The 25,465-nt window shown below is 76.5% G+C and carries 6 protein-coding genes; 1 reads left to right on the top strand and 5 read right to left on the bottom strand.

Translation table 11 applies throughout. The features are described 5' to 3' along the window. Positions 1-2 precede the first annotated feature (2 nt). A complete protein-coding gene (locus tag ABZW10_RS04365; protein ID WP_355359673.1) occupies positions 3-836 on the bottom strand; it encodes an ABC transporter permease subunit in 834 nt (277 codons plus the stop codon). After that, a complete protein-coding gene (locus ABZW10_RS04360; RefSeq protein WP_355359670.1) occupies positions 833-1,834 on the bottom strand; it encodes an ABC transporter ATP-binding protein in 1,002 nt (333 codons plus the stop codon). The genes ABZW10_RS04365 and ABZW10_RS04360 overlap by 4 nt, the downstream gene beginning before the upstream one ends. Before the next feature lie 428 nt (positions 1,835-2,262). On the opposite strand from ABZW10_RS04360, the gene ABZW10_RS04355 reads away from it, so the two are divergent. Then, complete coding sequence (locus ABZW10_RS04355) at positions 2,263-3,021, top strand: GPR1/FUN34/YaaH family transporter (protein WP_355359667.1); 759 nt, start codon at positions 2,263-2,265, stop codon at positions 3,019-3,021. 78 nt (positions 3,022-3,099) lie between these two features. Here ABZW10_RS04355 and ABZW10_RS04350 read toward each other — a convergent pair whose 3' ends face one another. The 3 genes from ABZW10_RS04350 to ABZW10_RS04340 form a co-directional block, all read right to left on the bottom strand. After that, positions 3,100-3,852: an alpha/beta fold hydrolase gene (locus tag ABZW10_RS04350; protein ID WP_355359664.1), complete on the bottom strand. Its 753-nt coding sequence runs from the start codon at positions 3,850-3,852 to the stop codon at positions 3,100-3,102. A 68-nt stretch (positions 3,853-3,920) separates the two neighbouring features. Continuing rightward, entirely contained in the window at positions 3,921-14,192 is a 10,272-nt protein-coding gene (locus tag ABZW10_RS04345; protein WP_355359661.1) for a type I polyketide synthase, read from the bottom strand. A 65-nt stretch (positions 14,193-14,257) separates the two neighbouring features. Further along, positions 14,258-25,450: a type I polyketide synthase gene (locus tag ABZW10_RS04340; RefSeq protein WP_355359658.1), complete on the bottom strand. Its 11,193-nt coding sequence runs from the start codon at positions 25,448-25,450 to the stop codon at positions 14,258-14,260. Between the last annotated feature and the right edge of the window lie 15 nt (positions 25,451-25,465).

Raw genomic sequence — 25,465 nt, 5'->3', positions numbered from 1 at the left:
CCTCAGATCGCCAGGTCGCGGCGGTCCAGCAGGGCGAACGCGGCGACCAGCCCGGCGACACCCACGCCGCAGAGGACGGCGAGCGAGGACCAGGGGACGGTGCCGTGGGCCAGCGCGTCGCCGGGCGTGGAGTAGTGGAAGGGGCTGAGGTAGCGCAGCGGCGCGGCCGGCTCCCAGGCGAGGGCCACGAAGTTGAGCGCGAAGCCGACCGCGCCGAACGCGACGGCGGCCCCGATCACGTGCGCCCGGCGCCGGCTCACCGCCGAGACGGCCAGCACCGGCCCGGTCAGGCAGAGCGTGAAGCCGCACCCGAGCAGTCCCGCGGCGAACACCCCGCCGATCGGGACGGCGGCCCGCAGGTCGGCCGAGAGCGCGACCCCGAGCGCCACCGTGGCGGTGGCCGCCGCGTTCAGCAGGACGGAGGCGGCGGCGAGCGCGGCGGTGCGCTCGGCCAGCAGCCGGCGGCGGGAGACCGGGCGGGTCATCAGCAGCTCGATGGTGCCGGACTCGACGTCGGCGGCGACGGCGGCCGCGCCCAGCGCTCCGATGGCGGTCAGCTGGAGCGCGATCCAGAACGGGTGGGTGAGCCCGGCGCCGAGCAGGCCGGCGTAGCTGGCGATGGAGACGTCGCCGTTGGAGCCGCTGAACGCCTTGAAGGCGTCCGGCGGGTTCTTCCCGCCGCCGAACAGGTCGGTGGGCGGCACGGTCCCGGTGATGACGACGATCAGGGCCTCGAAGACGACCATGCCGAACACCAGCGAGAGCAGCATCCGGCGGCGGCGGTGCAGGGCGAGCCAGACCAGGGGAAGCCGTCGGCTGACGGTGGCCCGGCTCATGACCGCTGCTCCGGGTCGGTGCCGGCGTCGGCGCCGGGCGCGGCAGGTGGTCCGGACGGACCGGGCGGCGCGGGCGGGTCCTCCGGCTCCTCGCGGGTGCGGTAGAGGTCGAGGAAGGCCTCGTCCAGACCGGCCTCCTCGACGGTGAGGTCGCCGACCGGCAGGGCCGCGAGCAGCTCGCGGACCGCCCGCACGACGTCGTCCGGCGGCACCAGGAGCTCCACCCGCGAACCGTCCCAGCGCGGGGACCAGCGTTCGGCCGCGCCCAGCGGCCGTTCGCCCCGCCCGTCGGTCAGCACCAGCCGGATCCGCCGGGCCCGGGCCCTGCGCAGGGCGGCCACCGACTGGACCGCGACCAGCCGCCCGCCGCGGATGATCGCCACCCGGCCGCAGGCCCGCTGCACCTCGGGCAGGACGTGGCTGGAGAGCAGCACCGTGCGGCCGGCCGCCGTCTCCTCGGCGAGGAGTTCGAAGAAGACCTCCTGGACGAGCGGGTCCAGCCCCTCGGTGGGCTCGTCGAGCACGGTGAGGGCCGGCCGGTGCTGCAGCGCCTGGACGAGGCCCAGCTTCTGCTTCATGCCCCGCGAGTACGCCCCCACCGTCTTGTCCAGGTCGGCCCGGCTCAGCTTCAGCCGGGCGCAGAGCTCGGCCTGCCGCGGCGCGCTCGCGCCCTGGAGGTTCGCCAGCAGGTCCAGCGTCTGGCGGCCGGTGAGTTCGGGGTAGAGCCGCAGCTCGCCCGGGAGGTAGCCGATGGACGGCGACACCCGGCGGTGGTCGGCCACCGGGTCCAGGCCCAGGACCCGGACCGCGCCGGCGCTCGGCTTCAGCAGCCCGACCAGGCAGCGCAGCGTGGTGGTCTTCCCCGCGCCGTTGGGCCCGAGCAGGCCGAACACCTCGCCCGCGCCGATGTCGAGGTCCAGGCCGTCGACGCCGGTGCTGCGGCCGTAGCGCTTGGTCAGCGATCTGAGCTCGATCACCGCCGTACCCTCAGCGGACATGCTCCACCTCCCGTGATGAGCGCGGCTCCATGGTTCCCGCGCCAGGCCGCCGCGAACCGGGCTGCCGCTCCCCCACCCTGCCCTGCGTACGGCCCGCGCGCACGGGCCGAACGGCCCCGCCCAGCGGGCCGGTGGTACCGGGCGGCGGGCCGGCGGGGCGCCGTCGGGCGCGGGACGGCCGGTGGTCCTTCGACCTGCGCCGCCTCGGCCACGGCCGCTACGACGAGACGGAGGACTGACCGCTCCTCCTCTTCCCCGGTCCGGCCCGCGGAGCGTTCGAGCGCCCCGCGGGCCGGACCGCCGTGCTGCCCTGCGCGGGCGCGACAGTGACCGTACGCATCGGGGCAAGTGCGGCTCCGCATCCGCTCATAGCCTCGTGGGCCGAGTACCCGGGTACCCGAGTACCACCGAGAGCAGGGAGCGAGACCATGGCGGCAGTGGCGACGGAGGAGACCCCGGTGCGGGGACCGGAACCGGAGGTGGCCGCGGCGGCGGCGCGCACGGGCGCGACGGAGGCAGGCGGCGCCGCGCCCGACCTGGACGCGATGACACGGATCACCCTGCGGCCCATCGCCTCCCCGATGCCGCTGGGCTTCTTCACGGTGGCCATCTCCTCGGCCGTGACCAGCAGCCTGCAGCTGGGCCTGATCGACGGGGCGTACCGGCAGGCCGTGGGGCTCACCGTCTTCGCCGCCTTCGTGCTCCAACTGCTGGTCAGCATCCTCGCGTTCGGCGCGCGGGACGTCATCGCGGCGACGCTGATGGCGGGCTTCGCCGGTGCCTGGCTGTCCAACGGCCTGGTGATGGCGGCCAACGCCCCCGGCGGGGCGCAGGTGCTGGGGGTGATGAACCTGGTGTTCACGGTCTTCGCCGCGCTGATGGCCTCGGTGGCACGGCCGAAGCGGGTGCTGTGGGTGCTCCTGATGATCGCCGTGCCGCGCTACTTCGTCGCCGGCCTCCACGGGGTCACGGGCGTGCACTGGCTGGGCCAGGCCGCCGGGGCGCTCGGCATGCTGCTCGCGGCGGTCGCCATGTACGCCGCCCACGCCCTGCTGCTGGAGGAGCTCCGGGGCAAGGAGGTCCTGTGGATCGGGCGCAGCGGTCCGGTGCAGGAGGCCATGCACGCGGCGCTGCCCGGCCAGCTGCGGCGGCTGGAGACGCAGGCGGGAGTGCGCCGGACCCTGTAGCGGGCGGCGCGGGACGGGCCCCGGTCGGCCCGGAGCGGGCGGTGCCGCTCCGGGCCGTCAGGTGGTGGGGCCCGGCACTCAGGGGGCGGTCAGGCGGTCGGTCATCACCTTGATCACCGCGGCCTGGTGGTCGGCCAGGTAGAAGTGGCCGCCGGGGAAGACCCGCAGGTCGAAGCGGTCCTCGGTGTGGTCGGCCCAGGCGGCGGCCTCGTCGACGGTGACCTTGGGGTCGTCGTCGCCGACCAGGGCGACCAGCGGGCAGCGCAGGGCCTCGCCGGGCTCGTAGACGTAGGTCTCGGCGGCCCGGTAGTCGGCGCGGGTGGCGGGAAGGATCATGCGCAGGATCTCCTCGTCGCCGAGCAGCCGGGCGTCGGTGCCGCTGAGGCCGCGCATCTCGGCGATCAGGCCGTCGTCGTCGCGCAGGTGCACCGTCTCGGTGCGGTGGGTGGAGGGGGCGCGGCGGCCGGAGGCGAAGAGCGCCGCCGCGACCAGTCCCTTCTCCCGTTCCAGGCGCCGGGCGACCTCGAACGCCAGGGTGGCGCCCAGGCTGTGGCCGAAGAACGCCAGCGGCCGGTCGGTCCACGGCAGGAGCGCGGCGGCGACCTGGTCGGCGAGCTCGGGGACGGTGTCGAGCAGCGGTTCGGTGCGGCGGTCCTGGCGTCCGGGGTACTGGACGCACAGGACGTCCACGGACGGCGGCATCGCCCGGGCGACCGGGAGGAAGAAGCTCGCGGAGCCGCCGGCGTGCGGCAGGCAGACCAGGCGGACCCCGGCGTCCGGGCGCGGGTCGAACCTGCGGATCCACCGGTCGTCGTCAACGGGAGGGTTCACGGGAGGTGTTGTTCCTTCGGTCGTGGGTGGAAGGGGGGTGCGGGCAAAGGGCGCGCGGTCGGCGGTGGTCACTCGTCCACCGGGCCGAGCCGGCCCAGCCACGCCTCGACCGCCGCGGCGGCCTCGTGAGCATGACGCTCCATCAGGGTGTAGTGGTTGCCCGGCACTTCGGTCACGGTCTCGGCGTGTTCGGGAGCGGCGGGGCGGTCGTCGGTGTCCGCGTTCTCCCGGGCCATCCACTCCGCGGCCCGGACCACCAGCGTCGGGGCGGCGGCCCGCGGGGCGTCCCAGTCCTCGAAGATCCGCAGGTAGCCGCCCATCGCGGTGAGCTGGGTGCTCGGCGCGGAGACGAAGCCGAAGCGCTCCGACTGCCCCTCCACCACCGCCGACTGGAAGCGTTCGCCCATCCGTTCGCGCCGGGTGAAGCTGTCCAGCATGACGATTCCGGCCACCGGACGGCCGAGCCGCTCCAGGTGGCAGGCGACGGCGTGCGCGACCCAGCCGCCGGAGGAGTAGCCGAGCAGCACGACCGGCCCGCGGCCCACGGAACGTTCGATGGCCGTGGTGTGCACCTCGACCAGCGCGGCGATGTCCTCCGGCAGCGCCTCGCCCGGGGCGAAGCCCGGCTCGGGCAGCGCCCAGATGCCGCGCCGGCCGCCGAACGCGGCGGCGAACCGGGCGTACTGGTGGACCCCCGAAGGCGCCATGTACGGGCCCAGGCAGACGAGTTGCGGCCCGTCCTGGCCCTGGGCGAAGCGTACCGGCGCGGGCAGGTGGTCGGCGGCCGACGCGGCGGTGAAGACCGGGCGCAGCCGGGCGGCGGCGGTGACCAGCTCGATCCCCTCGGCCATCCGGCCGAGTTCACCGGCCCGGCGGTAGAGCGAGACGAGGAGGTCCTGCGACTCCTGCGACTGCGGCGACTCCGGCTCCCGGGGCGCCCGGGGGTCCGCGGGCTCCCGGGTCCGGGGCTGCGGCGACTCCGGCCCGCCGCGCTCCGCCAGCAGCGACAGCAACCGGCGTCCGACCTCGGCCGGGGTGCGGTGGTCGAAGGCCAGTGTGCTCGGCAGCCGCAGGCCGCTGGCCCGGCTGAGCCGCTTGCCGAACTCGACCGCGGTGAGCGAGTCGAAGCCCAGCTCCAGGAAGACGTGCTGGGCCTGGACCGCCTCCTTCGAGGGGTGGCCGAGCACGGCGGCGGCCTCGCCGCGGACGAACTCCACGATCTCCGAGGCGTGTTCGGTGACCGCCAGCCCGGCCAGCCGGCGCAGCAGGGGCGGCTCGGCGCCGTCCTCGGCGGTGTCCGCGCTCTCCCGGGCGGCGAGCAGCCGGGCCACCTCGGGCAGTTCACCGATCAGCGGACTGGGCCGGGCCGCCGTGAAGCCCGGGACGAAGCGCTCCCAGTCCACGGCGGCCACCACCAGCGTGGTGTCCTCGTTCTCCACCGCGCGGCGCAGCGCCAGCACCGCCGGCTCGGGGCTCATCGGCTCCAGGCCGCGCAGCCGCAGGCGCTCCCCCGCGGCCGCGTCGACCATGCCGCCGCCGCCCCAGGCGCCCCAGGCGACGGAGGTGGCGGCCAGTCCGCGGGCGCGGCGGTCCTCGGCCAGCGCGTCCACGAAGGCGTTGGCGGCGGCGTAGCCGGCCTGGGCGCCGCTGCCCCAGGCGGCGGCGCCGGAGGAGAACAGCACGAACGCGTCCAGCGGGCGCTCGCCCAGCAGTTCGTCCAGGTGCGCGGCGCCCAGCGCCTTCGCGCCCAGCACGGCGGCGAGGTCCGCCTCGGTGGTGTCCTCGAGCAGCGCGGGCGCGCCGCCCACTCCGGCGGCGTGCACCACGGCGCTGAGCGGCGCCAGGTCGTCCAGCGAGGCCACCAGTTCGGCCACCGCCGCCCGGTCGGCCAGGTCGCACGCGGTGATCGTCACCTTGGCGCCCAGCGCCTCCAGTTCGGCGCGCAGCTGCTCGGCGCCCGCCGCGTCGGCCCCGCCGCGACTGGCCAGCACCAGGTGCTCGGCGCCGTCGGCCGCGAGCCCGCGGGCCACCTGGCCGCCGATGAAGCCGGTGCCGCCGGTCACCAGCACGGTGCCGCGCACCTGCCAGGGCCGGACGGGGGCGCCGGCCGGGCGCGGGGCCCGCACCATCCGCCGGGCGTACGTCCCCCCGGCCCGCACCGCGACCTGGTCCTCGGCCGTGGCGCCGGCGAGCACGGCGGCCAGGCGGCGGGCGATCCGGCCGTCCGTGGGCGTCGCGCCGGCGGGCAGGTCGACCAGGCCGCCCCAGCGGGCGGGCAGCTCCAGGGCGGCGACCCGTCCCAGGGCCCAGACCTGCGCCTGGGCGGTGCCGTGGGCGCCGGTGCCGAGGACACCGGTGTCGTGGGCGCCGGTGTCGTGGGCGCCGGTGGAGACCGCCGACCGGGTGGCACACCAGAGCGGGGCCCGGACCCCGGCGTCGCCGAGCGCCTGCACCAGTGTCAGGGTCCCGGCCAGGCCCCGGGACAGGCCCGGGTGCGCGGGGTGCAGCCGCTCGTCGAGCGCGAGCAGCGACAGCACACCGCCGGGGCCGCGCCCGCCGAGGCCGCCGGCGGCTTCGCGCAGCCGCCCGGCCAGCGCCGCCCGGTCCTGGCCGTCGGCCAGCGTCAGCCGGACGATCTCGGCGCCGTGCCCGGCCAGGGCGTTCAGCGCCAGCTCGACGGCGGGATCGGCCGCCGGCTCCTGCGGCAGCAGCACCAGCCAGGTCCCGGCCGACGCGGGCGGCGCCGGCTCCGGGAGCGCCTGCCAGTCGATCCGGTACCGCCAGCCGTCCGCCTCGGACTCCTCGCGGCGGCGCCGGTGCCAGGAGGAGAGCGCGGGCAGGGCCGAGCGCAGCGTGGCGTCCTCGGCCAGCCCGAGGTCCCCGGCCAGCGCCGCCAGGTCCTCGCGCTCGACGGTCGCCCAGAACTCGGCGTCCACCGCCGAGCCCGCCGCCGGCTCGGCGGGCCGTCCGGCCGCCGCCTCCAGCCAGTAGCGCCGGCGCTGGAAGGGGTAGGTCGGCAGGTCCACCCGCCGGGCGTCCCATCCGGCGAAGACCGCGGACCAGTCGGGCCGCACGCCGCTGGCCTGCGCCTCGCCCAGCGAGGTCAGGAAGCGCCGGGGGCCGCCGTCGCGGCGCCGCAGGGTGGGCACCACGACCGGCGGCAGGCCGCGCCGCACGGTGGCGGTCTGCGCCCGGTCCTCCTCCTGCGTGACGGCGTCGATGGTCTCCTGGAGGCCGAAGGCCAGCACCGGGTGCGGGCTGACCTCGACGAAGACCTGGTGACCGTCGTCCAGCAGCCGCCGGGTGGCCTGCTCGAACCGCACGGTGCGGCGCAGGTTGCGGTACCAGTACTCGGCGTCCAGTACCGCGCCCTCGATCAGCTCGCCGGTGACCGTGGAGCGGAACGGCACGACCGGCGCCTTCGGGGTGATCCCGGCGAGCATCCCGGCGAGTTCCTCGCGCAGGACCTCGACCTGGGGGCAGTGCGAGGGGCAGTCGACCCGGACGCGCTTGGCCGCCACCCCCTCGGCCTCGCAGGCGGCCAGCAGCTCGTCCACGGCGTCGAGGTCGCCGGCGACCACCACGCTGCGCGGGCCGTTGACCGCGGCGACGCTCAGCCGCCCCTCCCACTGCCCCAGGCGCCCGGCGGTCTCCGGCTCGGGCAGCGGCACCGAGACCATGCCGCCCGGCAGCCTGGAGAGCAGTCGGCTGCGCAGCGCGACGATCCGCGCGCCGTCCTCCAGCGACAGCGCGCCCGCGCAGCAGGCGGCCGCGATCTCGCCCTGCGAGTGCCCCACCACGGCGGCGGGCCGCACCCCGCACGAGCGCCACAGCTCGGCGAGCGACACCATGACGGCCCAGAGCACCGGCTGGACCACGTCGATCCGGTCGAACCCGGGCGCGCCGGGTGCCTCGCGCAGCACGTCCTCCACCCGCCAGTCCACGAACGGGGCCAGCGCCCGGGAGCAGGCGGCGACGCTGTCCCGGAACACCGGGGAGCTGCCGAGCAGCTCGACCGCCATGCCGGACCACTGGGAGCCCTGGCCGGGGAAGACGAACACCGCCTTCGGCTCGCCGCCGGCCGTGCCGCGCGCCACCAGCCGGTCGGAGCCGCCGCTCGCCAGCGCCTCCAGCCCGGCGGTCAGCTCCGCCCGGTCGGCGCCCACCACGACCGCCCGCTGCTCGAAGGCCGAGCGCGTGGTGGCGAGCGAGTAGCCGAGGTCCTGGACGCGCAGCTCGGGCCGGGCGCGCAGCAGCGAGGCGAGCGAGGCCGCCTGCTCCTCCAGCGCGCCGACCGTGCGGGCGGCCAGCGGCAGGGCCACCGCCACCGGCTCCAGCGGCACCTGCCGCGCGACGGCCCGGGCCTCCGGTGCCGGTGCGGGGGTGTCGGCCGGCGGGGCCGGGTGCGCGGTGGGAGGCTCCTCGATGATCACATGGGCGTTGGTGCCGCTCATCCCGAAGGAGGAGACGCCGGCCCGGCGGGGCCGGTCCCGTTCCGGCCAGTCGACGGCCTCGGTCAGCAGCCGCACCGCCCCGGCCGACCAGTCGACGTGCGGGGTGGGCTCGTCCACGTGCAGGGTCTTCGGCAGCAGCCCGTGCCGCAGCGCCTGGACCATCTTGATGATGCCGCCGACCCCGGCCGCCGCCTGGGTGTGGCCGATGTTGGACTTCAACGAGCCCAGCCACAGCGGGCGTTCCTCGGACCGGTCCTGGCCGTAGGTGGCGAGCAGCGCCTGCGCCTCGATCGGGTCGCCCAGCGTGGTGCCCGTGCCGTGCGCCTCGACCACGTCGACCTGGTCCGCGCTCAGGCCGGCGCCGGCCAGCGCCCGGCGGATCACCCGCTGCTGGGCGGGACCGTTCGGGGCGGTGAGGCCGTTGGAGGCGCCGTCCTGGTTGATCGCGCTGCCGCGCACCACCGCCAGGACGCGGTGCCCGTTGCGCTCGGCGTCCGAGAGCCGCTCCACGAGCAGCAGACCGACGCCCTCGCCCCAGCCGGTGCCGTCCGCCGCCGCCGCGAAGGCCTTGCAGCGGCCGTCGGCGGCGAGCGCGCGCTGGCGGCCGAACTCCACGAACGCGCCGGAGTTGGACATCACCGTGACGCCGCCGGCCAGCGCCATCGTGCACTCGCCCTGGCGCAGCGACTGGACGGCCATGTGCAGGGCCACCAGCGAGGAGGAGCAGGCGGTGTCCACCGTGACGGCCGGGCCCTCCAGGCCGAAGGTGTAGGAGATCCGCCCCGACACCACGCTGGCCGCGTTGCCGGTGCCCAGGTAGCCCACCACGTCGTCGGAGACGTCCAGGCCGCGCTGGAGGTAGTCCTGGTAGCCGGTTCCGACGAACACGCCGGTCGAGCTGCCGCGCACCGTCGTCGGGTCGATCCCCGCCCGCTCGAACAGTTCCCAGGAGGTCTCCAGCAGCAGGCGCTGCTGCGGGTCCATCGCCACCGCCTCGCGCGGCGAGATGCCGAAGAAGGCGGCGTCGAAGTCGGGCATGTCGTGGAGGAAGCCGCCGGAGCGCGCGTAGGTGGTGCCCGGGTGGTCGGGGTCGGGGTGGTAGAGCGCGTCCAGGTCCCAGCCGCGGTTGGCGGGGAACGCCGACATCGCGTCGGTCTCCGCGGCCACCAGCTGCCACAGGTCCTCGGGGCTGCGCACGCCCCCGGGGTAGCGGCAGCTCATCGCCACGATCGCGATCGGCTCGTCCTCGGCGGCGCGGACGGTGCCGTCACCGTGCCCGTCGCCGGTGCCGGGCTCGGGAGCGGAGCCCAGCAGTTCGACCAGCAGCAGGCCCGCCAGCGCGACGGCCGTGGGGTGGTCGAACACCACGGTGGTGGACAGCCGCACGCCGGTGACCCGGGTCAGCCGGTCGCGCAGCTCCACGGCGGTCAGCGAGTCGAAGCCCAGCTCCCGGAACGGCCGGCCCGGTTCGACCAGGTGGGGACCGCGCAGCCCGAGCACGGCGGCCGCCTCGGCGCGGACCAGCTCCACCAGGGTGCGGTCCCGCTCGGCGGGCTCGGCGGTGGCGAGGGTGCGACGCAGGGCGGCGGCCTCGTCGGAGAGGTCGTCGGGGCGCGCTTCGGCGGCCGGCCGCAGGGCCGCCCGGGCCTCGGGCAGGTCCGCCAGCAGCGGGCCGGGGCGGGCGACGGTGAACGCGGGCGCGAACCGCTCCCACGCGATGTCGGCCACCGTCACGGCGGTCTCGCCGCGCTCCAGCAGCCCGGCCAGCGCGGCGATCGCGGCGTCCGGTGCCATCGGCCGCAGGCCCCGGCGGCGCAGGCTGTCCGCGACCTCGGCGGAACCGGCCATGCCCGACTCGGCCCACGGGCCCCAGGCGACGGCGGTCGCCGCCAGACCGCGGGCCCGGCGCGCCTGGGCCAGCGCGTCCAGGTAGGCGTTCGCGGCGCTGTACGCGCCCTGGCCGCCGCCGCCCCAGACCCCGGCGATCGAGGAGAAGAGAACGAACGCGTCCAGCTCGCGCCCGCCCAGCAGCTCGTCCAGGTGGGCCGCGCCGGCGGCCTTCGCCGCGACCACGGCGGCGAACCGCGCCGGGTCGGTGTCGGCGAGCATCGCCGCGGTGTCGACGCCGGCCGTGTGGACCACGGCGGTCAGCGGGTGCTCCGCCGGCAGTCCGGCCAGCAGCCGCGCCAGTGCCTCCCGGTCCGTCACGTCGCAGGCGGCGATCGTCACGCGGGCGCCGGCGGCCTCCAGCTCGGCGCGCAGTTCGTCCGCGCCGGGGGCGGCGGGGCCGCGCCGGCTGGTCAGTACCAGGTGCTCGGCGCCGCGGCCGGCCAGCCAACGGGCGACGTGGCCGCCGAGCGCGCCGGTGCCGCCGGTGACCAGGACGGTGCCGCGCGGCGTCCACCCGTCGGCGGGCGCACCGTCGGCGGACGGGCCGTCGGCGGGCTGTGCGGCGGGGGTGAGGCGGGTCAGCCGCCGGGCCAGGACGCCGGCGTCACGGACGGCCACCTGGTCCTCGTCGCCGCCCGCCGTGAGAACGGCGACCAGCCGGGTCAGCGCCCGATGGTCGACGTCCGACGGCAGGTCGACCAGGCCGCCCCAGCGGTCGGGGTGCTCCAGGGCCGCGACCCGGCCCAGGCCCCAGATCTGTGCCCGGGCCGGATCGGTCGGCTCGTCGGACCCGCCGACGGAGACCGCGCCGCGGGTCGCGCACCAGAGCGGCGCCGCGACGTCCGCGTCGCCCAGGGCCTGCACCAGGGTGAGGGTCGACGCCACGCCGGCGGGCAGCGCGGCGTCCGCCGCCCCGGTCCCCCGGTCGTCGCCCAGGGCCAGCAACGAGACGACGGTGCGCAGCGGCGTCTCGCCGTCGGCGGCCTCGCGCAGGCGGGCGGCGAGGGTCCCGCGGTCCTCGGACTCGTCGACCTCCAGCCGCCCGACCTGCGCGCCTCGGGCCGCCAGGGCCGCCTGCAGCGCGTCGGCGGTGGCCCGCGCGCCCGTGCCCGCGGGTGCCAGGAGCAGCCAGCGGCCCTGTGCTGCGAGGGGCGACGTGTCCGTGGCATCCGGCAGCGGGGCCCAGGTGACCTCGTACTCCCAGCGGTCCGCCGTCGACTGCTCGCGCTGCTCCCGGGCGGCCGACTCCAGCCAGTACGACTCGCGCTGGAAGGCGTACGTCGGCAGATCGACCCGCCGGGCGCCGGTGCCGGCGAGGACGGCCTCCCAGTCGAGGGCGATGCCATGGGTGTGGAGCCGGGCGAGGGCGGCGGTGAAGCTCTCGGCCTCGGGGCGGTCGGCGCGCAGGGCCGGGACGGCGACGGCGTCCGTGTCGGCCACGGTCTCCTGGACCATCGGGGTCAGGCCGCCGGGGCCGATCTCCAGGAACGCCGTCACACCGTTGGCCGCGAGCGTCTGGACGGCGTCGGCGAACCGGACGGCGTGCCGGACGTGGCGCACCCAGTAGTCGGGGTCGACCACTTCCTCGGCGGTGAGGAGCTTTCCGGTGAGGGTGGAGACGATCGGCCGGCTCGGCTCGGCGAAGGTGACGCGCTCGGCGACCTCGCGGAAGCGGGCGAGCATCGGCTCCATCAGCGGCGAGTGGAACGCGTGCGAGACGGCGAGCCTCTTGGTGCGGCGGCCCTCGGCCGCGAGCAGCTCGACGACCTCCGTCACCGCCTCCTCGGCACCGGAAATGACCACCGAGGAGGGGCCGTTGACGGCCGCGATACCCACCAGGTCCTCACGGCCGGCCAGCAGCGGCGCCACCTCGTCCTCCGAGGCCTGCACCGCCACCATCGCACCACCCGACGGCAGCTCCTGCATCAACCGACCACGCGCCACCACCAGTTCAGCGGCATCGGCCAGCGAGAGGACGCCCGCGACATGGACGGCGGCGAACTCGCCGATCGAGTGACCGGCCAGGAAGTCCGCCCGCACGCCCCACGAGTCCACGAGCCGGAACAGCGCCACCTCCACCGCGAACAACGCCGGCTGCGTGAACTCCGTCCGCGCCAACAGCTCCGCATCCTCCCCGAACAGCACCTCACGCAACGACCGGCCCAAGTGGACGTCGACCGCAGCGCAGACCTCGTCGAACGCCTCCGCGAACACCGGGAACGAAGCGTGCAGCTCACGCCCCATCCCCAGCCGCTGACTCCCCTGCCCCGAGAACAGGAACGCCGGCCCGCCGTCCCGGCCGGTCACCCCCTCGACGACGTGCGGCGCCGGGGTCCCCGCGGCCAGCGCCCGGACGCCGTCGAGGAGTTCGACGAGGTCCGAGCCGACCACTACGGCACGGTGCTCCAGCGCGGCCCGCGAGCTCGCCAAGGCGTGGGCGACGTCGACCGGCCGGACGTCGGGCAGGCCGATCACGTGCGAGAGCAGCCGCTCCGCCTGCCCGCGCAGGGCGGCCCGGCTGCGCCCGGAGACCACCCAGGGCAGCGGCCTCGCCACCGCCGGGGCGGGCACCGGCTCGGGGCCGGCCAACGGGTCGTCGTCCGCCACGGGGGCGGCCGGGGCCTGCTCGATGATGGTGTGCGCGTTGGTGCCGCTGACGCCGAAGGAGGAGACGGCGGCGCGGCGCGGACGCTCGCCCGCCGGCCAGGCCACCGGCTCGGTCAGCAGCCGCACCGCCCCGGTCGACCAGTCGATGTGCGGGGACGGCTGCTCCGCGTGCAGGGTCCTGGGCAGCACCTCGTGCCGCAGCGCCTGGACCATCTTGATGATGCCGCCGACCCCGGCCGCCGCCTGGGTGTGGCCGATGTTGGACTTCAACGAGCCCAGCCACAGCGGGCGTTCCTCGGACCGGTCCTGGCCGTAGGTGGCGAGCAGCGCCTGCGCCTCGATCGGGTCGCCCAGCCTGGTCCCGGTGCCGTGCGCCTCCACCACGTCGACGTCCGCCGCCGACAGCCCGGCGCTCGCCAGCGCCTGCCGGATCACCCGCTGCTGGGCGGGGCCGTTGGGCGCGGTCAGACCGTTGGAGGCGCCGTCCTGGTTCACCGCGCTGCCGCGCACCACGGCGAGCACCGGGTGTCCGTTGCGCCGCGCGTCGGAGAGCCGCTCGACCAGCAGCATGCCGACGCCCTCGCCCCAGCCCGTGCCGTCCGCCTCGGCGGCGAAGGACTTGCAGCGACCGTCGACCGCGAGGCCCTGCTGACGGCTGAACTCGGTGAACATCCCGGTGCTCGCCATGACCGCCGCGCCGCCGGCCAGCGCGAGCGTGCACTCCCGCCGGCGCAGCGCCTGGATCGCCAGGTGCAGGGCGACCAGCGAGGAGGAGCAGGCGGTGTCCACGGTCAGCGCCGGGCCTTCGAGACCGAAGGTGTAGGAGAGCCGGCCGGAGGCGACGCTCGGCGCGGTGCCGGTCAGCAGGAAGCCCTCCAGCTCCCGGGCGTTCTCGGCGTCGCCCGCGTACCCCTGGTAGGCGAGGCCGACGAAGACGCCGGTGTTGGAGCCCTTGACCGAGACGGGGTCGATTCCTGCGCGCTCGAAGGTCTCCCAGGCGACCTCCAGGAGCAGTCGCTGCTGCGGGTCGGTGGCCAGCGCCTCGCGCGGTGAGATCCCGAAGAAGCCGGGGTCGAACTCCCCGGCCTCGTGCAGGAATCCGCCTTCCCGGGTGTAGCACTTCCCCGGGCTCGCCGGGTCCGGGTCGTAGAGCCCGTCCAGGTCCCAGCCGCGGTTGTCGGGGAAGCCGGAGACCGCGTCGCCGCCGCGCTCGACCAACTGCCAGAGCTCTTCCGGGCTGTTGACCTGCCCGGGGTAGCGGCAGCCCATCGCCACGATGGCGATCGGGTCCTGGTCCTTGGCCTCCGCCTCCTGCAACCGCCGCCGGGTCTGCTTGAGATCGGCCGTCACGCGCTTGAGGTAGTCGAGCAGCTTCTGCTCATTCTGCATGTCTCGTTCACCCGCCATGTGAGTCAGGAAGTGCCGTCGTTCTGCGATCCGGTGGAGCCGCAGGGTCAGGAGGGGTCGAGCTCCTGGTCGATCAGCTCGAAGATGTCGTCGATGGTCGCGCTCCGGAGCCGCTCGTCCGACCCGTCGGCGTCCGACCCGGCCGCCTCGGCCGCCGGTGTGTCGGCGAGTCGGGCGAGCACGGCCTGCAGGCGGGTCCGGACGCCGGCCCGCACGGGTTCGTCGTCCGATCCGATCGTGGCGAGGAGCGCCTCCAGCCGGTCGATCCCGCCGAAGACCGCCGCCGCCGGTTCCACCGGCTCGGGTGCGAGCTCGGTCCGGATCCGTTCCGCCAGGGCGAGGGGGTTCGGGAAGTCGAACACCAGCGTCGCGGGAAACCGGAGCCCGGTGGCGGTTCCGAGCCGGTTGCGCAGTTCCACGGCGGTCAGCGAGTCGAAGCCCAGGGCCTTGAACTCGCGGCCCCGCTCGACGTCCTGCGGGCCGCCGAGGCCGAGCACCGCCGCCACGTGCGTGCGCACGACGTCCAGCAGGGCGCGGGTCTGCTCGGCCTGCGGCAGGCCGCTCAGCTTCTGCCGCAGGGTGTCCGCGCCGCCCGTCGGGGCCTCGGCCGTGCGCCGGGCGGGCGGGCGGACCAGGCCGCGCAGGATCGCCGGGACGGTGGCCGCGCCGGCGCCCCGGTCGGCCGCGGAGTCGAAGCGCACCGGGACCACCAGGGCGCCCTCCCCCGACCGGGCGGCGTCGAAGAGCGCCAGGCCCTCCTTCACCCGGAACGGGACCAGCCCCGAGCGCGCCATCCGGCCCCGGCCCGACTCGTCCATCCCGGCCGCCATCCCGCCCTCGGCCCAGGGGCCCCAGGCCAGGGCGGTCGCGGGCAGGCCGGCCGCCCGTCGGCGCAGGGCCAGCGCGTCGAGGAAGGCGTTGGCCGCCGCGTAGTTGCCCTGCCCGGCGCTGCCGAGGGTGGCGGCGACCGAGGAGAACAGGACGAAGGCCGAGAGGTCGAGGTCGCGGGTGAGCTCGTCCAGCACCAGGGCCGCGTCCACCTTCGGGCGCAGCACCGCCGCCAGCCGCTCGGGGGTCAGCGAGGTCACCGTGCCGTCGTCCAGCACCCCCGCCGCGTGGACCACGGCGGTCAGCGGGTGGCCGGCCGGGACGGTCGCGAGCAGCGCGGCGACGGCCTCCCGGTCGGCCGCGTCGCAGGCCGCCACGGTCACGTCCGCACCCAACTCGACCAGTTCGTCGCGCAGTTCGCGGGCACCCTCGGCCGCGAGGCCGCGCCGGCCGGTCAGCAGCAGCCGCCGCACGCCGTGCTCGGTCACCAGGTGCCGGGCGACGTGGCCGCCGAGCGCGCCGGTGGCTCCGGTGATCAGCACCGTGCCGTGCGGGTCGAGCGGCGCGGGCACGGTGAGCACCAGCTTGCCGGTGTGCCGGGCCTGGCTGAGGTGGCGCAGCGCGTCGGGCGCCTGCCGGACGTCCCAGCCGGTGACCGGCAGTGGCCGCAGCGCGCCCGCCTCGAACAGGTCCACCAGGGCGCGGAGCATGGCGCCGATCCGGTCCGGTCCCGCCTCGATGGTGTCGAAGGCGCGGTAGGACGCGCCCGGGTGGGCCGCGGCGACCGACTCGGCGTCGCGGACGTCGGTCTTGCCCATCTCCAGGAAGTGCCCGCCGTCGGCGAGCACCCGCAGGGAGGCGTCGACGTACTCGCCGGCCAGGGAGTTCAGCACGACGTCCACGCCGCGGCCGCCGGTCGCCGCCAGGAAGTGCGGCTCGAAGTCGAGCGTGCGGGAGGAGGCGAGGTGCGCCTCGTCCAGGCCGTCGGCCCGCAGCGCCGGCCACTTGCCGGGGCTCGCGGTGCCGTAGACCTCGGCGCCGAGGTGGCGGGCCAGCTGGGTGGCGGCCATGCCGACGCCGCCGGCCGCCGAGTGCACCAGCAGCGACTGGCCCGGGCGCAGGCCGGCCAGGTCGACCAGGGCGTAGTGGGCGGTGAGGAAGGCGATCGGCGCGGACGCGGCCTGGGCGAAGGTCCAGCCGCGCGGCATGCGTGCCACCATCCGGTGGTCGGCGACCGCGAGCGGGCCGAAGGTCTCGGCGACCATGCCGAAGACGCGGTCCCCGACGGCCGTTCCGGTGACTCCGGGCCCGGTCTCGACGACGACGCCGGCGGCCTCGCTGCCGAGCGTCGCCGCGCCCGGGTACATGCCGAGTGCGATGAGCGCGTCGCGGAAGTTCACCCCGGCGGCGCGCACGGCGATCCGGACCTGTCCCTGCGCCAGCGGGGCCGTGGCGGCCGGGTTCTCGGTCAGCGCCAGGCCGTCCAGGGTGCCGCTGCCGTCGGTCGTCAGCCGCCAGCCGGCCGCGCCGGGGGCGGGGCGCAGGGCGGCGCCGGGTTCGGTGCGGGCCAGCCGGGGGGCGTGGGCGGCCCCGCGGCGCAGCGCGAGCTGCGGCTCGCCGGCGGCCGGCGCGGCCGGCAGGGCGCCGACGGAGTCCGGGTGGCCGTCCAGGTCGACCAGCAGGATCCGGTCCGGGTTCTCCGACTGGGCGGAGCGCACCAGGCCCCAGACGGCGGCCTGGGCCGGGTCGGCCACCGACTCGCCGGGCTCGGCGGCGACCGCGCCGCGGGTGAGCAGGACCAGCCGGGAGCGCGCGGTGCGTTCCTCGGCCAGCCAGTCGGTGACCAGGGCGAGGACCTCACGGGTCGTCCGGTGGACGTCGGCGGCGCTCTCCCCGCCGGGGGCCACCGGGGCGAGCACCACCGGCGGGGGTGTGGCTCCGGCGTCCAGGACGGTGGCGAGCGCAGCGAGGTCGGGGTGGGCGGTGAGGTGCACACCGGCCGGTGCCAGGGCGGTCGCGGCCGGGGCGGCGGGGTCGTCCGCGCCGAGCAGGGCCCACTGGGCGCCCTCGACCGGTGCGGTCGGCAGGGGAACCGTCGGCCAGGCGATCCGGTACAGCCCGTCCTGCTGCTCGGCGCGGCGCGCCCGGGCGAGCCCGCCGGTGGAGACGGGGCGCAGGACGAGGGAGTCGACCGTGGCGACGGGCCGGCCGGTGGCGTCGGCGACCAGCAGCGAGACGGCGTCCTGCCCGGCGGGGGCCAGCCGCACGCGCAGCGCGTGCGCACCGGTCGCCGCGAGCCGCACGCCGCTCCAGGCGAACGGGATCCGCCCCTGACCGGTGTCGGGCAGCAACCCGCCCAGACCCACCGCGTGCAGGGCCGCGTCCAGCAGCGCCGGATGCACACCGAAGCCGCCGGCCTCCGTGCCCTCCGGCAGCACGACCTCGGCGAACACCTCCTCCCCGCGCCGCCACACCTGACGCAGCCCCCGGAACACCGGGCCGTACCCGAACCCCAGCTCCGCCAGGCGCTCGTAGTAGCCCTCGGTCGGCACGGCCTCCGCCGCGGCCGGCGGCCAGGCCGACAGCTCCTCGTCGGCGGCCGGCTCGGCGGTGACCAGGGTGCCGGTGGCGTGCGAGGTCCACGGGTCACCGGTCCCGCCGCCGTCCGGCCTGGAGTGCACCTGGACGGTGCGGCGGCCGGACTCGTCGGCGCCGCCGACCGTGATCTGCACCTGCACCGCGCCCCGCTCGGGCAGGACCAGCGGCGCCCGGAGCGTCAGCTCCTCCAGGAGGTCGTTGCCCACCTCGTCACCGGCCCTCAGCACCAGGTCCACCAGCGCCGTCCCGGGCAGCAGGACCGCGCCCGCCACGACGTGCTCGGCGAGCCACGGCTGGGACGCCAGGGACAGGCGGCCGGTCAGCAGCGCGCCCTCACCTCCGGCGAGTGCGACCGCCGCTCCCAACAGGGGGTGCTCGGCCGGGCGCAGGCCCGCACCGGTGAGGTCGCCGGCCACGGGCGGGGTGTCCAGCCAGTAGCGCCGGCGCTGGAAGGCGTAGGTCGGCAGATCGACACGTCGGGCACCACGGCCGGCGAAGACGGCGTCCCAGTCGAGGGCGATGCCGTGGGCGTGGAGCTGGGCGAGAGCGGTGGTGAAGGCCTCGGCCTCGGGGCGGCCGACACGCAGGGCCGGGACGGCGACGGCGTCCGCTTCGCTGTCGGCCAGCGACTCGCGGGCCAGTACGGTCAGCCCGCCGGGCCCGACCTCCAGGAAGGCCGTCACGCCCCGGGCCGCCAGCGCCGCGACGGCGTCGGCGAAGCGGACCGCGTGGCGGGCGTGGCGCACCCAGTGCTCGGGGTCGGCCAGTTCCTCGGCGGTGACCGGCTCTCCGGTGAGGGTGGAGACGATCGGCACGGTGGGCGCGGCGAAGGCGACGCGCTCGACGACCGCGCGGAAGTCCGCGAGCGCCGGCTCCATCAGGGGCGAGTGGAACGCGTGCGACACGGCGAGCCGCTTGGTGCGGCGGCCGTCGGCGGCGAGCAGCTCGACGATCGCGGTGACCGCGTCCTCGGCGCCCGAAAGGACCAGCGAGGAGGGGCCGTTGACCGCGGCGATGCCCACCAGGTCCTCGCGTCCGGCCAGCAGCGGCAGCACCTCGGCCTCCGCGGCCTGCACCGCCACCATCACCCCGTTCGACGGGAGCCGCTGCATGAACCGGCCGCGCGCCGCCATCAGTTCGGCGGCGTCGGCCAGCGGGATCACCCCGGCCACGTGCGCGGCGGCGTACTCGCCGATCGAGTGGCCGGCGAGGAAGCCGGGCCGCACGCCCCAGGACTCGATCAGCCGGAACAGCGCGACCTCGATCGCGAACAGCGCCGGCTGGGTGAACTCGGTCCGGTCGAGGAGTTCCGGCTCCTCGCCGAACACCACGTCGCGCAAGGGGCGTTCGAGGTGGACGTCCAGGTGGGCGCAGACCTCGTCGAAGGCCTCCGCGAACACCGGGAAGGACGCGGACAGTTCGCGCCCCATCCCGAGCCGCTGGCTCCCCTGGCCCGAGAACAGGAACGCGAGCCCGGCGTCCGGCAGCGCGGTGCCGCGCACCACCGAGCCGGCCGGTTCGCCGTCCGCCAGCGCGCGCAGGCCCGTCAGCCCGCCGGCCGTGTCCGGGGCGACCACGACCGCGCGGTGCTCCAGGGCGGCCCGCGCGGTGGCCAGGGTGAGGCCGATGTCCGCCGCGTCGAGCCCCGGATGCTCGACCAGGTGGGCGTGGAGCCGCTCGGCCTGCCCGCGCAGGGCCTCCGCCGTGGCACCGGAGAGCACCCACGGTGTCCCGGTCCCGGCCACCGGGGCCTGCGCCGCCGGGGCCGGAGCCGTCCGGGTCCGGGCCGTCGGGAGCGGCCCGGCCGGGGCGGGCGCCTGCTCGATGATCACGTGCGCGTTGGTGCCGCTCACGCCGAAGGACGAGATCCCGGCGCGGCGCGGCCGGTCGTCCCGCGGCCAGTCGACGGGCTCGGTCAGCAGCTCCACGGCGCCCGCCGACCAGTCGACGTGCGGGGTGGGCGCGTCCACGTGCAGGGTCCTCGGCAGGACCTCGTGCCGCAGCGCCTGCACCATCTTGATGACGCCGCCGACCCCGGCCGCCGCCTGGGTGTGACCGATGTTGGACTTCAACGAGCCCAGCCACAGCGGCTGTTCGCGGTCCTGCCCGTAGGTGGCGAGCAGCGCCTGCGCCTCGATCGGATCGCCCAGCGTCGTGCCGGTGCCGTGCGCCTCCACCACGTCCACGTCGGCCGTGGACAGCCCCGCGTCCGCGAGGGCCTGGCGGATCACCCGCTGCTGGGCGGGGCCGTTCGGGGCGGTCAGACCGTTGGACGCGCCGTCCTGGTTGACCGCGGAGCCGCGCACCACCGCCAGGACCGGGTGCCCGTTGCGCTCGGCGTCCGAGAGGCGCTCGACCAGCAGCATGCCCGCGCCCTCGCCCCAGCCGGTGCCGTCCGCCGCCGCCGCGAAGGGCTTGCAGCGGCCGTCGGCGGCGAGCCCGCGCTGCCGGCTGAACTCGATGAAGGCGTTCGGGCTGGACATCACGGTCACCCCGCCCGCGAGGGCGAGCGAGCACTCGCCGCGCCGCAGCGCCTGCGCCGCGAGGTGCAGGGCGACCAGCGAGGAGGAGCACGCGGTGTCGACCGTCAGCGTCGGCCCCTCCAGGCCGAAGGAGTAGGCGATCCGGCCCGACACCACACTCGCCGAACTGCCGGTGCCGATGTAGCCCTCCAGGTCCTGCGGCACGCTCAGCAGGCGGGAGGCGTAGTCCTGGTAGCCGGATCCCATGAAGACGCCGGTCCGGGTGCCGCGCATCGCGTCCGGGGCGATCCCGGCCCGTTCGAAGGCCTCCCAGGTCAGTTCCAGGAGCAGCCGCTGCTGCGGGTCCATGGCGAGAGCCTCGCGCGGCGAGATGCCGAAGAAGGCGGGGTCGAAGTCGGCGACGTCGTAGAGGAATCCGCCGTCCGCGGCGTAGGTGGTGCCCGGCCGGTCCGGGTCGGGGTCGTAGAGCGCCTCCAGGTCCCAGCCCCGGTCCGCCGGGAACCCGGCCACCGCGTCACGGCCCTCGGCCACCAGTCGCCACAGCTCCTCGGGCGAGCGCACCTCCCCCGGGTAGCGGCAGCTCATCGCGACGATGGCGATCGGCTCGTCGTCGAGCGGCGCGCTCGTGGCAGCGGCCGTCGGCGTGGCCGCCTCGACGGCGCCGGTCAGCTGCGCGCGCAGGTGGGCGGCGAGCACGGCGGGTGACGGGTGGTCGAAGACCAGGGTCGCCGGCAGCCGGACACCCGTCGCCGCGGCCAGCCGGTTGCGCAGCTCGACGGCGGTCAGCGAGTCGAAGCCCAGCTCCCGGAAGGCCCGGTCGGCGGCGACCTGCTCCGAGCCGCCGTGGCCGAGCACGGCGGCCGCCTCGGCCCGGACCAGGTCGAGCACCGCGCGCTGCTGCTCGGCCTCCGCGAGCGCGGTCACCCGCCGCACGAAGGCGGGCACGGCCGCGTCGGCGGCCGGTTCCGGATCGGCGTCCGCCAGGGCGGACCGGACCTCCGGCAGGTCGGCGAGCAGCGGGCTGGGCCGCACCAGGGTGAAGGACGGCGCGAAGCGCGCCCAGTCGACGTCCGCCACCGTGACGGCGGTCTCCTCGCGGTCCAGCGCGCCCCACAGCGCGGCGAGCGCCGACTCGGGGGCGAGCGCGGGCAGTCCGCGCAGCCTGAGGCGCTCCTCGGCGTCGCCGTCCTCGACCATGCCGCCGCCGGCCCAGGGCCCCCAGGCCACCGCCGTCGCGGCCAGTCCGCGGGCCCGGCGCCGCTCGGCCAGCGTGTCGAGGGCGGCGTTGGCCACCGCGTAGGCGGCCTGGCCGCCGGCGCCCCAGACGCCGGAGATCGAGGAGAACAGCACGAACGCGTCCAGCTCGCGCTCCCCCAGCAGCTCGTCCAGGTGCCGCGCGCCGGCGACCTTCGCGGCCACCACCCGGGCGAACTCCTCCGGCGTGGTGTCGGCCAGCAGGCCGGGCGTGCCCACACCGGCGGCGTGCACCACGGCGGTCAGCGGGTACGCGGCCGGCAGCCCGTCCAGCAGGCGCGCCAGCGCCTCCCGGTCGGCCACGTCGCACGCGGCGACGGTGACCTCGGCGCCCGACTCCACGAGCTCGTCGCGGAGTTCCGCCGCCCCCTCGGCGGCAAGGCCCCGACGGCCGACCAGCACCAGGTGCTCGGCGCCGTCGCGCGCCAGCCGTCGCGCCACATGGCCGCCGAGCGCGCCCGTGCCGCCGGTGATCAGGACGGTCCCGCGCGGGCGCCGGGCGGCGCCCGCCGTGACGGGGCCCTGCGGGGCGCGCGTCAGCCGGCGGACGTAGACGCCCGAGCCGCGCACCGCGAGCTGGTCCTCCGCGCCGGAGCCGGCCAGCACGGCCGCCAGACGGCGGGCGGCGCGCTCGTCCAGCACCTCCGGGAGGTCCACCAGACCGCCCCAGCGCCGACCGTGCTCCAGGGCCGCGGTCCGGCCCAGCGCCCACACCTGCGCCTGGTGGGCGCTGCGGACCGGGTCGGAGGAGCCGATGGAGACGGCGCCCCGGGTCGCGCACCAGAGCGGGGCGTCGAGGCCGGTGTCGCCCAGCGCCTGGACCAGGGCGAGGGTGGCGGCCAGGCCCGCCGGCAGCACCGGGTGGACCGGGTGCGGCCGCTCGTCCACCGCGAGCAGGGAGAGCACCCCGGTGACGGTGGCGGCCTCGGGGGGAAGGCCGGCGAGGACGCCGCGCAGTTGCTCGGCGACGGCTTCGCGTCCGGCGGCGGTGTCCACGACGACCGGGACGACCTCCTCGCCGTGCTCGCTCAGCGCGCCGACGACGGCCGATCCCCAGCCGTCGCCGTCCGGCCCGGCGGGCAGCAGGACGAGCCGGCGCCCGCTCGGGGCGGTCTCGTTCAGGCCGGTCGCGGGCTTCCAGGTGATCCGGTAGCGCCAGCCGTCCACGATGGACTGCTCCCGGTGCGTGCGCCGCCAACTGGAGAGCGCGGGCAGGACGGAGGCCAGCGGGGCGTCCTCGGCCACCTGGATGCGGTCGGCGAACGCCGCCAGGTCCTGCCGTTCCACCGCCTCCCAGAAGCCGGCCTCCACCGGGTCCGCCGCGGCGTCCGGGGTGGCCGAGAAGGCCGAGGACTCCAGCCAGTAGCGGCGGCGGTCGAAGGCGTAGGTCGGCAGGTCGTCGACGCGTCGGGTGCCGCGACCGGCGAGGACGGCGTCCCAGTCGAGGGTGGTGCCGTGGGTGTGGAGGTGGGCGAGGGCGGTGGCGAAGGCCTCGGCCTCGGGGCGGTCGGCGCGCAGGGCCGGGACGGCGACGGTCTCGGCCAGGGTCTCCTGGACCATCGGGGTCAGGCCGCCGGGCCCGATCTCCAGGAAGGCCGTCGCCCCCTGGTCCTCCAGGGTCTTCACCGCGTCGGCGAAGCGCACGGCGTGGCGGACGTGGCGCACCCAGTAGTCGGGGTCGGCCAACTCCTCGGCGGTGACGGGGTTTCCGGTGAGGGTGGAGACGATCGGCCGGGTCGGCTCGGCGAAGGTGACACGCTCGGCGACCTCGCGGAAGCGGGCCAGCATCGGCTCCATCAGCGGCGAGTGGAACGCGTGCGAGACGGCGAGCCGCTTGGTGCGACGGCCGTCGGCGGCGAGCAGGTCGACGACCTCCGTCACGGCGTCCTCGGCACCGGAAATGACCACCGACGTGGGCCCGTTGACGGCCGCGATACCCACCAGGTCCGCGCGTCCGGCCAGCAGCGGCGCCACCTCGTCCTCCGAGGCCTGCACCGCCACCATCGCACCACCCGACGGCAGCTCCTGCATCAACCGGCCACGCATGGCGACGAGTTCGGCGGCGTCGGCCAGCGCGAGGGCACCCGCGACATGGACGGCGGCCAGCTCGCCGATCGAGTGACCGGCGAGGAAGTCCGCGCGCACACCCCACGACTCCACCAGCCGGAACAGCGCGACTTCTACCGCGAACAGCGCCGGCTGGGTGAACCCGGTCCGGTTGAGGAGTTCCAGGTCATCGCCGAACACCACGTCACGCAACGGCCGTTCGAGGTGGACGTCCAGATGCGCGCAGACCTCGTCGAACGCCTCCGCGAACACCGGGAAGGACGCGTGCAGCTCACGCCCCATCCCCAGCCGCTGACTCCCCTGCCCCGAGAACACGAACGCGAGCTTGTTCCGCCGCCCCGCGACTCCCCGGACCAGGCGCGCGTCCGCGTCGTCCCGCGCCAGCGCCTCCAGCCCGCGCAGCAGCCCGTCCCGGCCGGTGTCGACGACCACCGCCCGGTGGGGCAGGGCGGCACGCGCGAGGGCCAGTGAGCGGCCGAGGTCGGCGGGATCCACCGCCGGACGCTCCGCCAGGTGGGCCAGCAGCAGCCGGGCCTGCCCGCGCAGCGCCTGCTCACTCCGGGCGGAGAGCGGCCACAGCACCGCCGGGGGCTCCGGCCGCGCGTCCGCCGGCTCCTCCGCCCGGTCCGCCGCGGGCACCGCTTCGAGGATCACGTGCGCGTTGGTCCCGCTGACGCCGAACGACGACACGCCCGCCCGCCGGGGCCGGTCCCGCTCCGGCCACTCGACGGCCTCGGTCAGCAGCCGCACCGCCCCGGCCGACCAGTCGACGTGCGGCGACGGCTCGTCCAGGTGCAGGGTCTTCGGCAGCACGCCGTGCCGCATCGCCATCACCGTCTTGATCACACCCGCCACACCCGCCGCGGCCTGGGTGTGACCGATGTTCGACTTCAGCGCCCCCAGCCAGAGGGGATGTTCACGGTCCTGCCCGTAGGTGGCGAGCAGCGCCTGCGCCTCGATCGGGTCGCCCAGCGAGGTGCCGGTCCCGTGCGCCTCCACCGCGTCCACCTCGCCCGCCGACAGTCCGGCGTCCGCCAGCGCCTGCCGGATCACCCGCTGCTGGGCGGGACCGCTCGGCGCGGTCAGGCCGTTGGACGCACCGTCCTGGTTGACCGCCGAGCCGCGCACCACCGCGAGCACCGGGTGCCCGTTGCGGCGGGCCTCCGACAGGCGCTCGACCAGCAGCATGCCGACGCCCTCCGCCCAGCCCGTGCCGTCGGCGGCGGCGGAGAAGGGCTTGCAGCGGCCGTCGGCCGCCAGCCCGCGCTGCCGGCTGAACTCCATGAACGCGCCGGGCGTCGACATCACCGTCACACCGCTCACCAGGGCGAGCGAGCACTCACCGCGCCGCAGCGCCTGCGCCGCCAGGTGCAGGGCGACCAGCGAGGAGGAGCACGCCGTGTCGACCGTCACCGCCGGCCCCTCCAGACCGAAGGAGTAGGCGATCCTGCCCGACACCACGGCGGCGGCGTTTCCGGTGCCGAGGTAACCGTCGAAGTCCTCCGGCGAGTTGGACAGCCGCGCGTAGTCCTGCCCGTTGGTACCGGCGTAGACACCCGTCCGGGTGCCGCGCAGCGCGCCCGGGTCGAGGCCGGCCCGCTCGAAGACCTCCCAGGTGGTCTCCAGCAGCAGCCGTTGCTGCGGGTCCATCATCAGCGCCTCGCGCGGCGAGATCCCGAAGAAGCCGGCGTCGAACTCGGCGACGTCGTGCAGGAATCCGCCCTGGCGGACGTAGCAGGTGCCCGCGTGGTCCGGGTCGGGGTCGTAGAGCGCCTCCAGGTCCCAGCCGCGGTCGGCGGGGAAGCCGCCGATCGCGTCGCCGCCCTCGGCGACCAGCCGCCACAGGTCCTCGGGCGACGCGACGCCGCCCGGGAAGCGGCAGCTCATCGCCACGATCGCGATGGGCTCCGCGGCGTCCTCCACCAGCTTCCGGTTCTGCCGACGCAGCCGCTCGGTCTCCTGGAGGGAGGCCCGCAGTGCTTGAACGATCTTGTCGTTCGAGGTGGTCATCATCTGCTCCGTACT

It is taken from the genome of Kitasatospora sp. NPDC004723, assembly GCF_040609255.1.
In the GTDB taxonomy this organism is placed as follows: Bacteria; Actinomycetota; Actinomycetes; order Streptomycetales; family Streptomycetaceae; genus Kitasatospora.
Note: the sequence above shows the minus strand (reverse complement) of the source record. Positions and strands in the feature narration are given on the sequence as shown.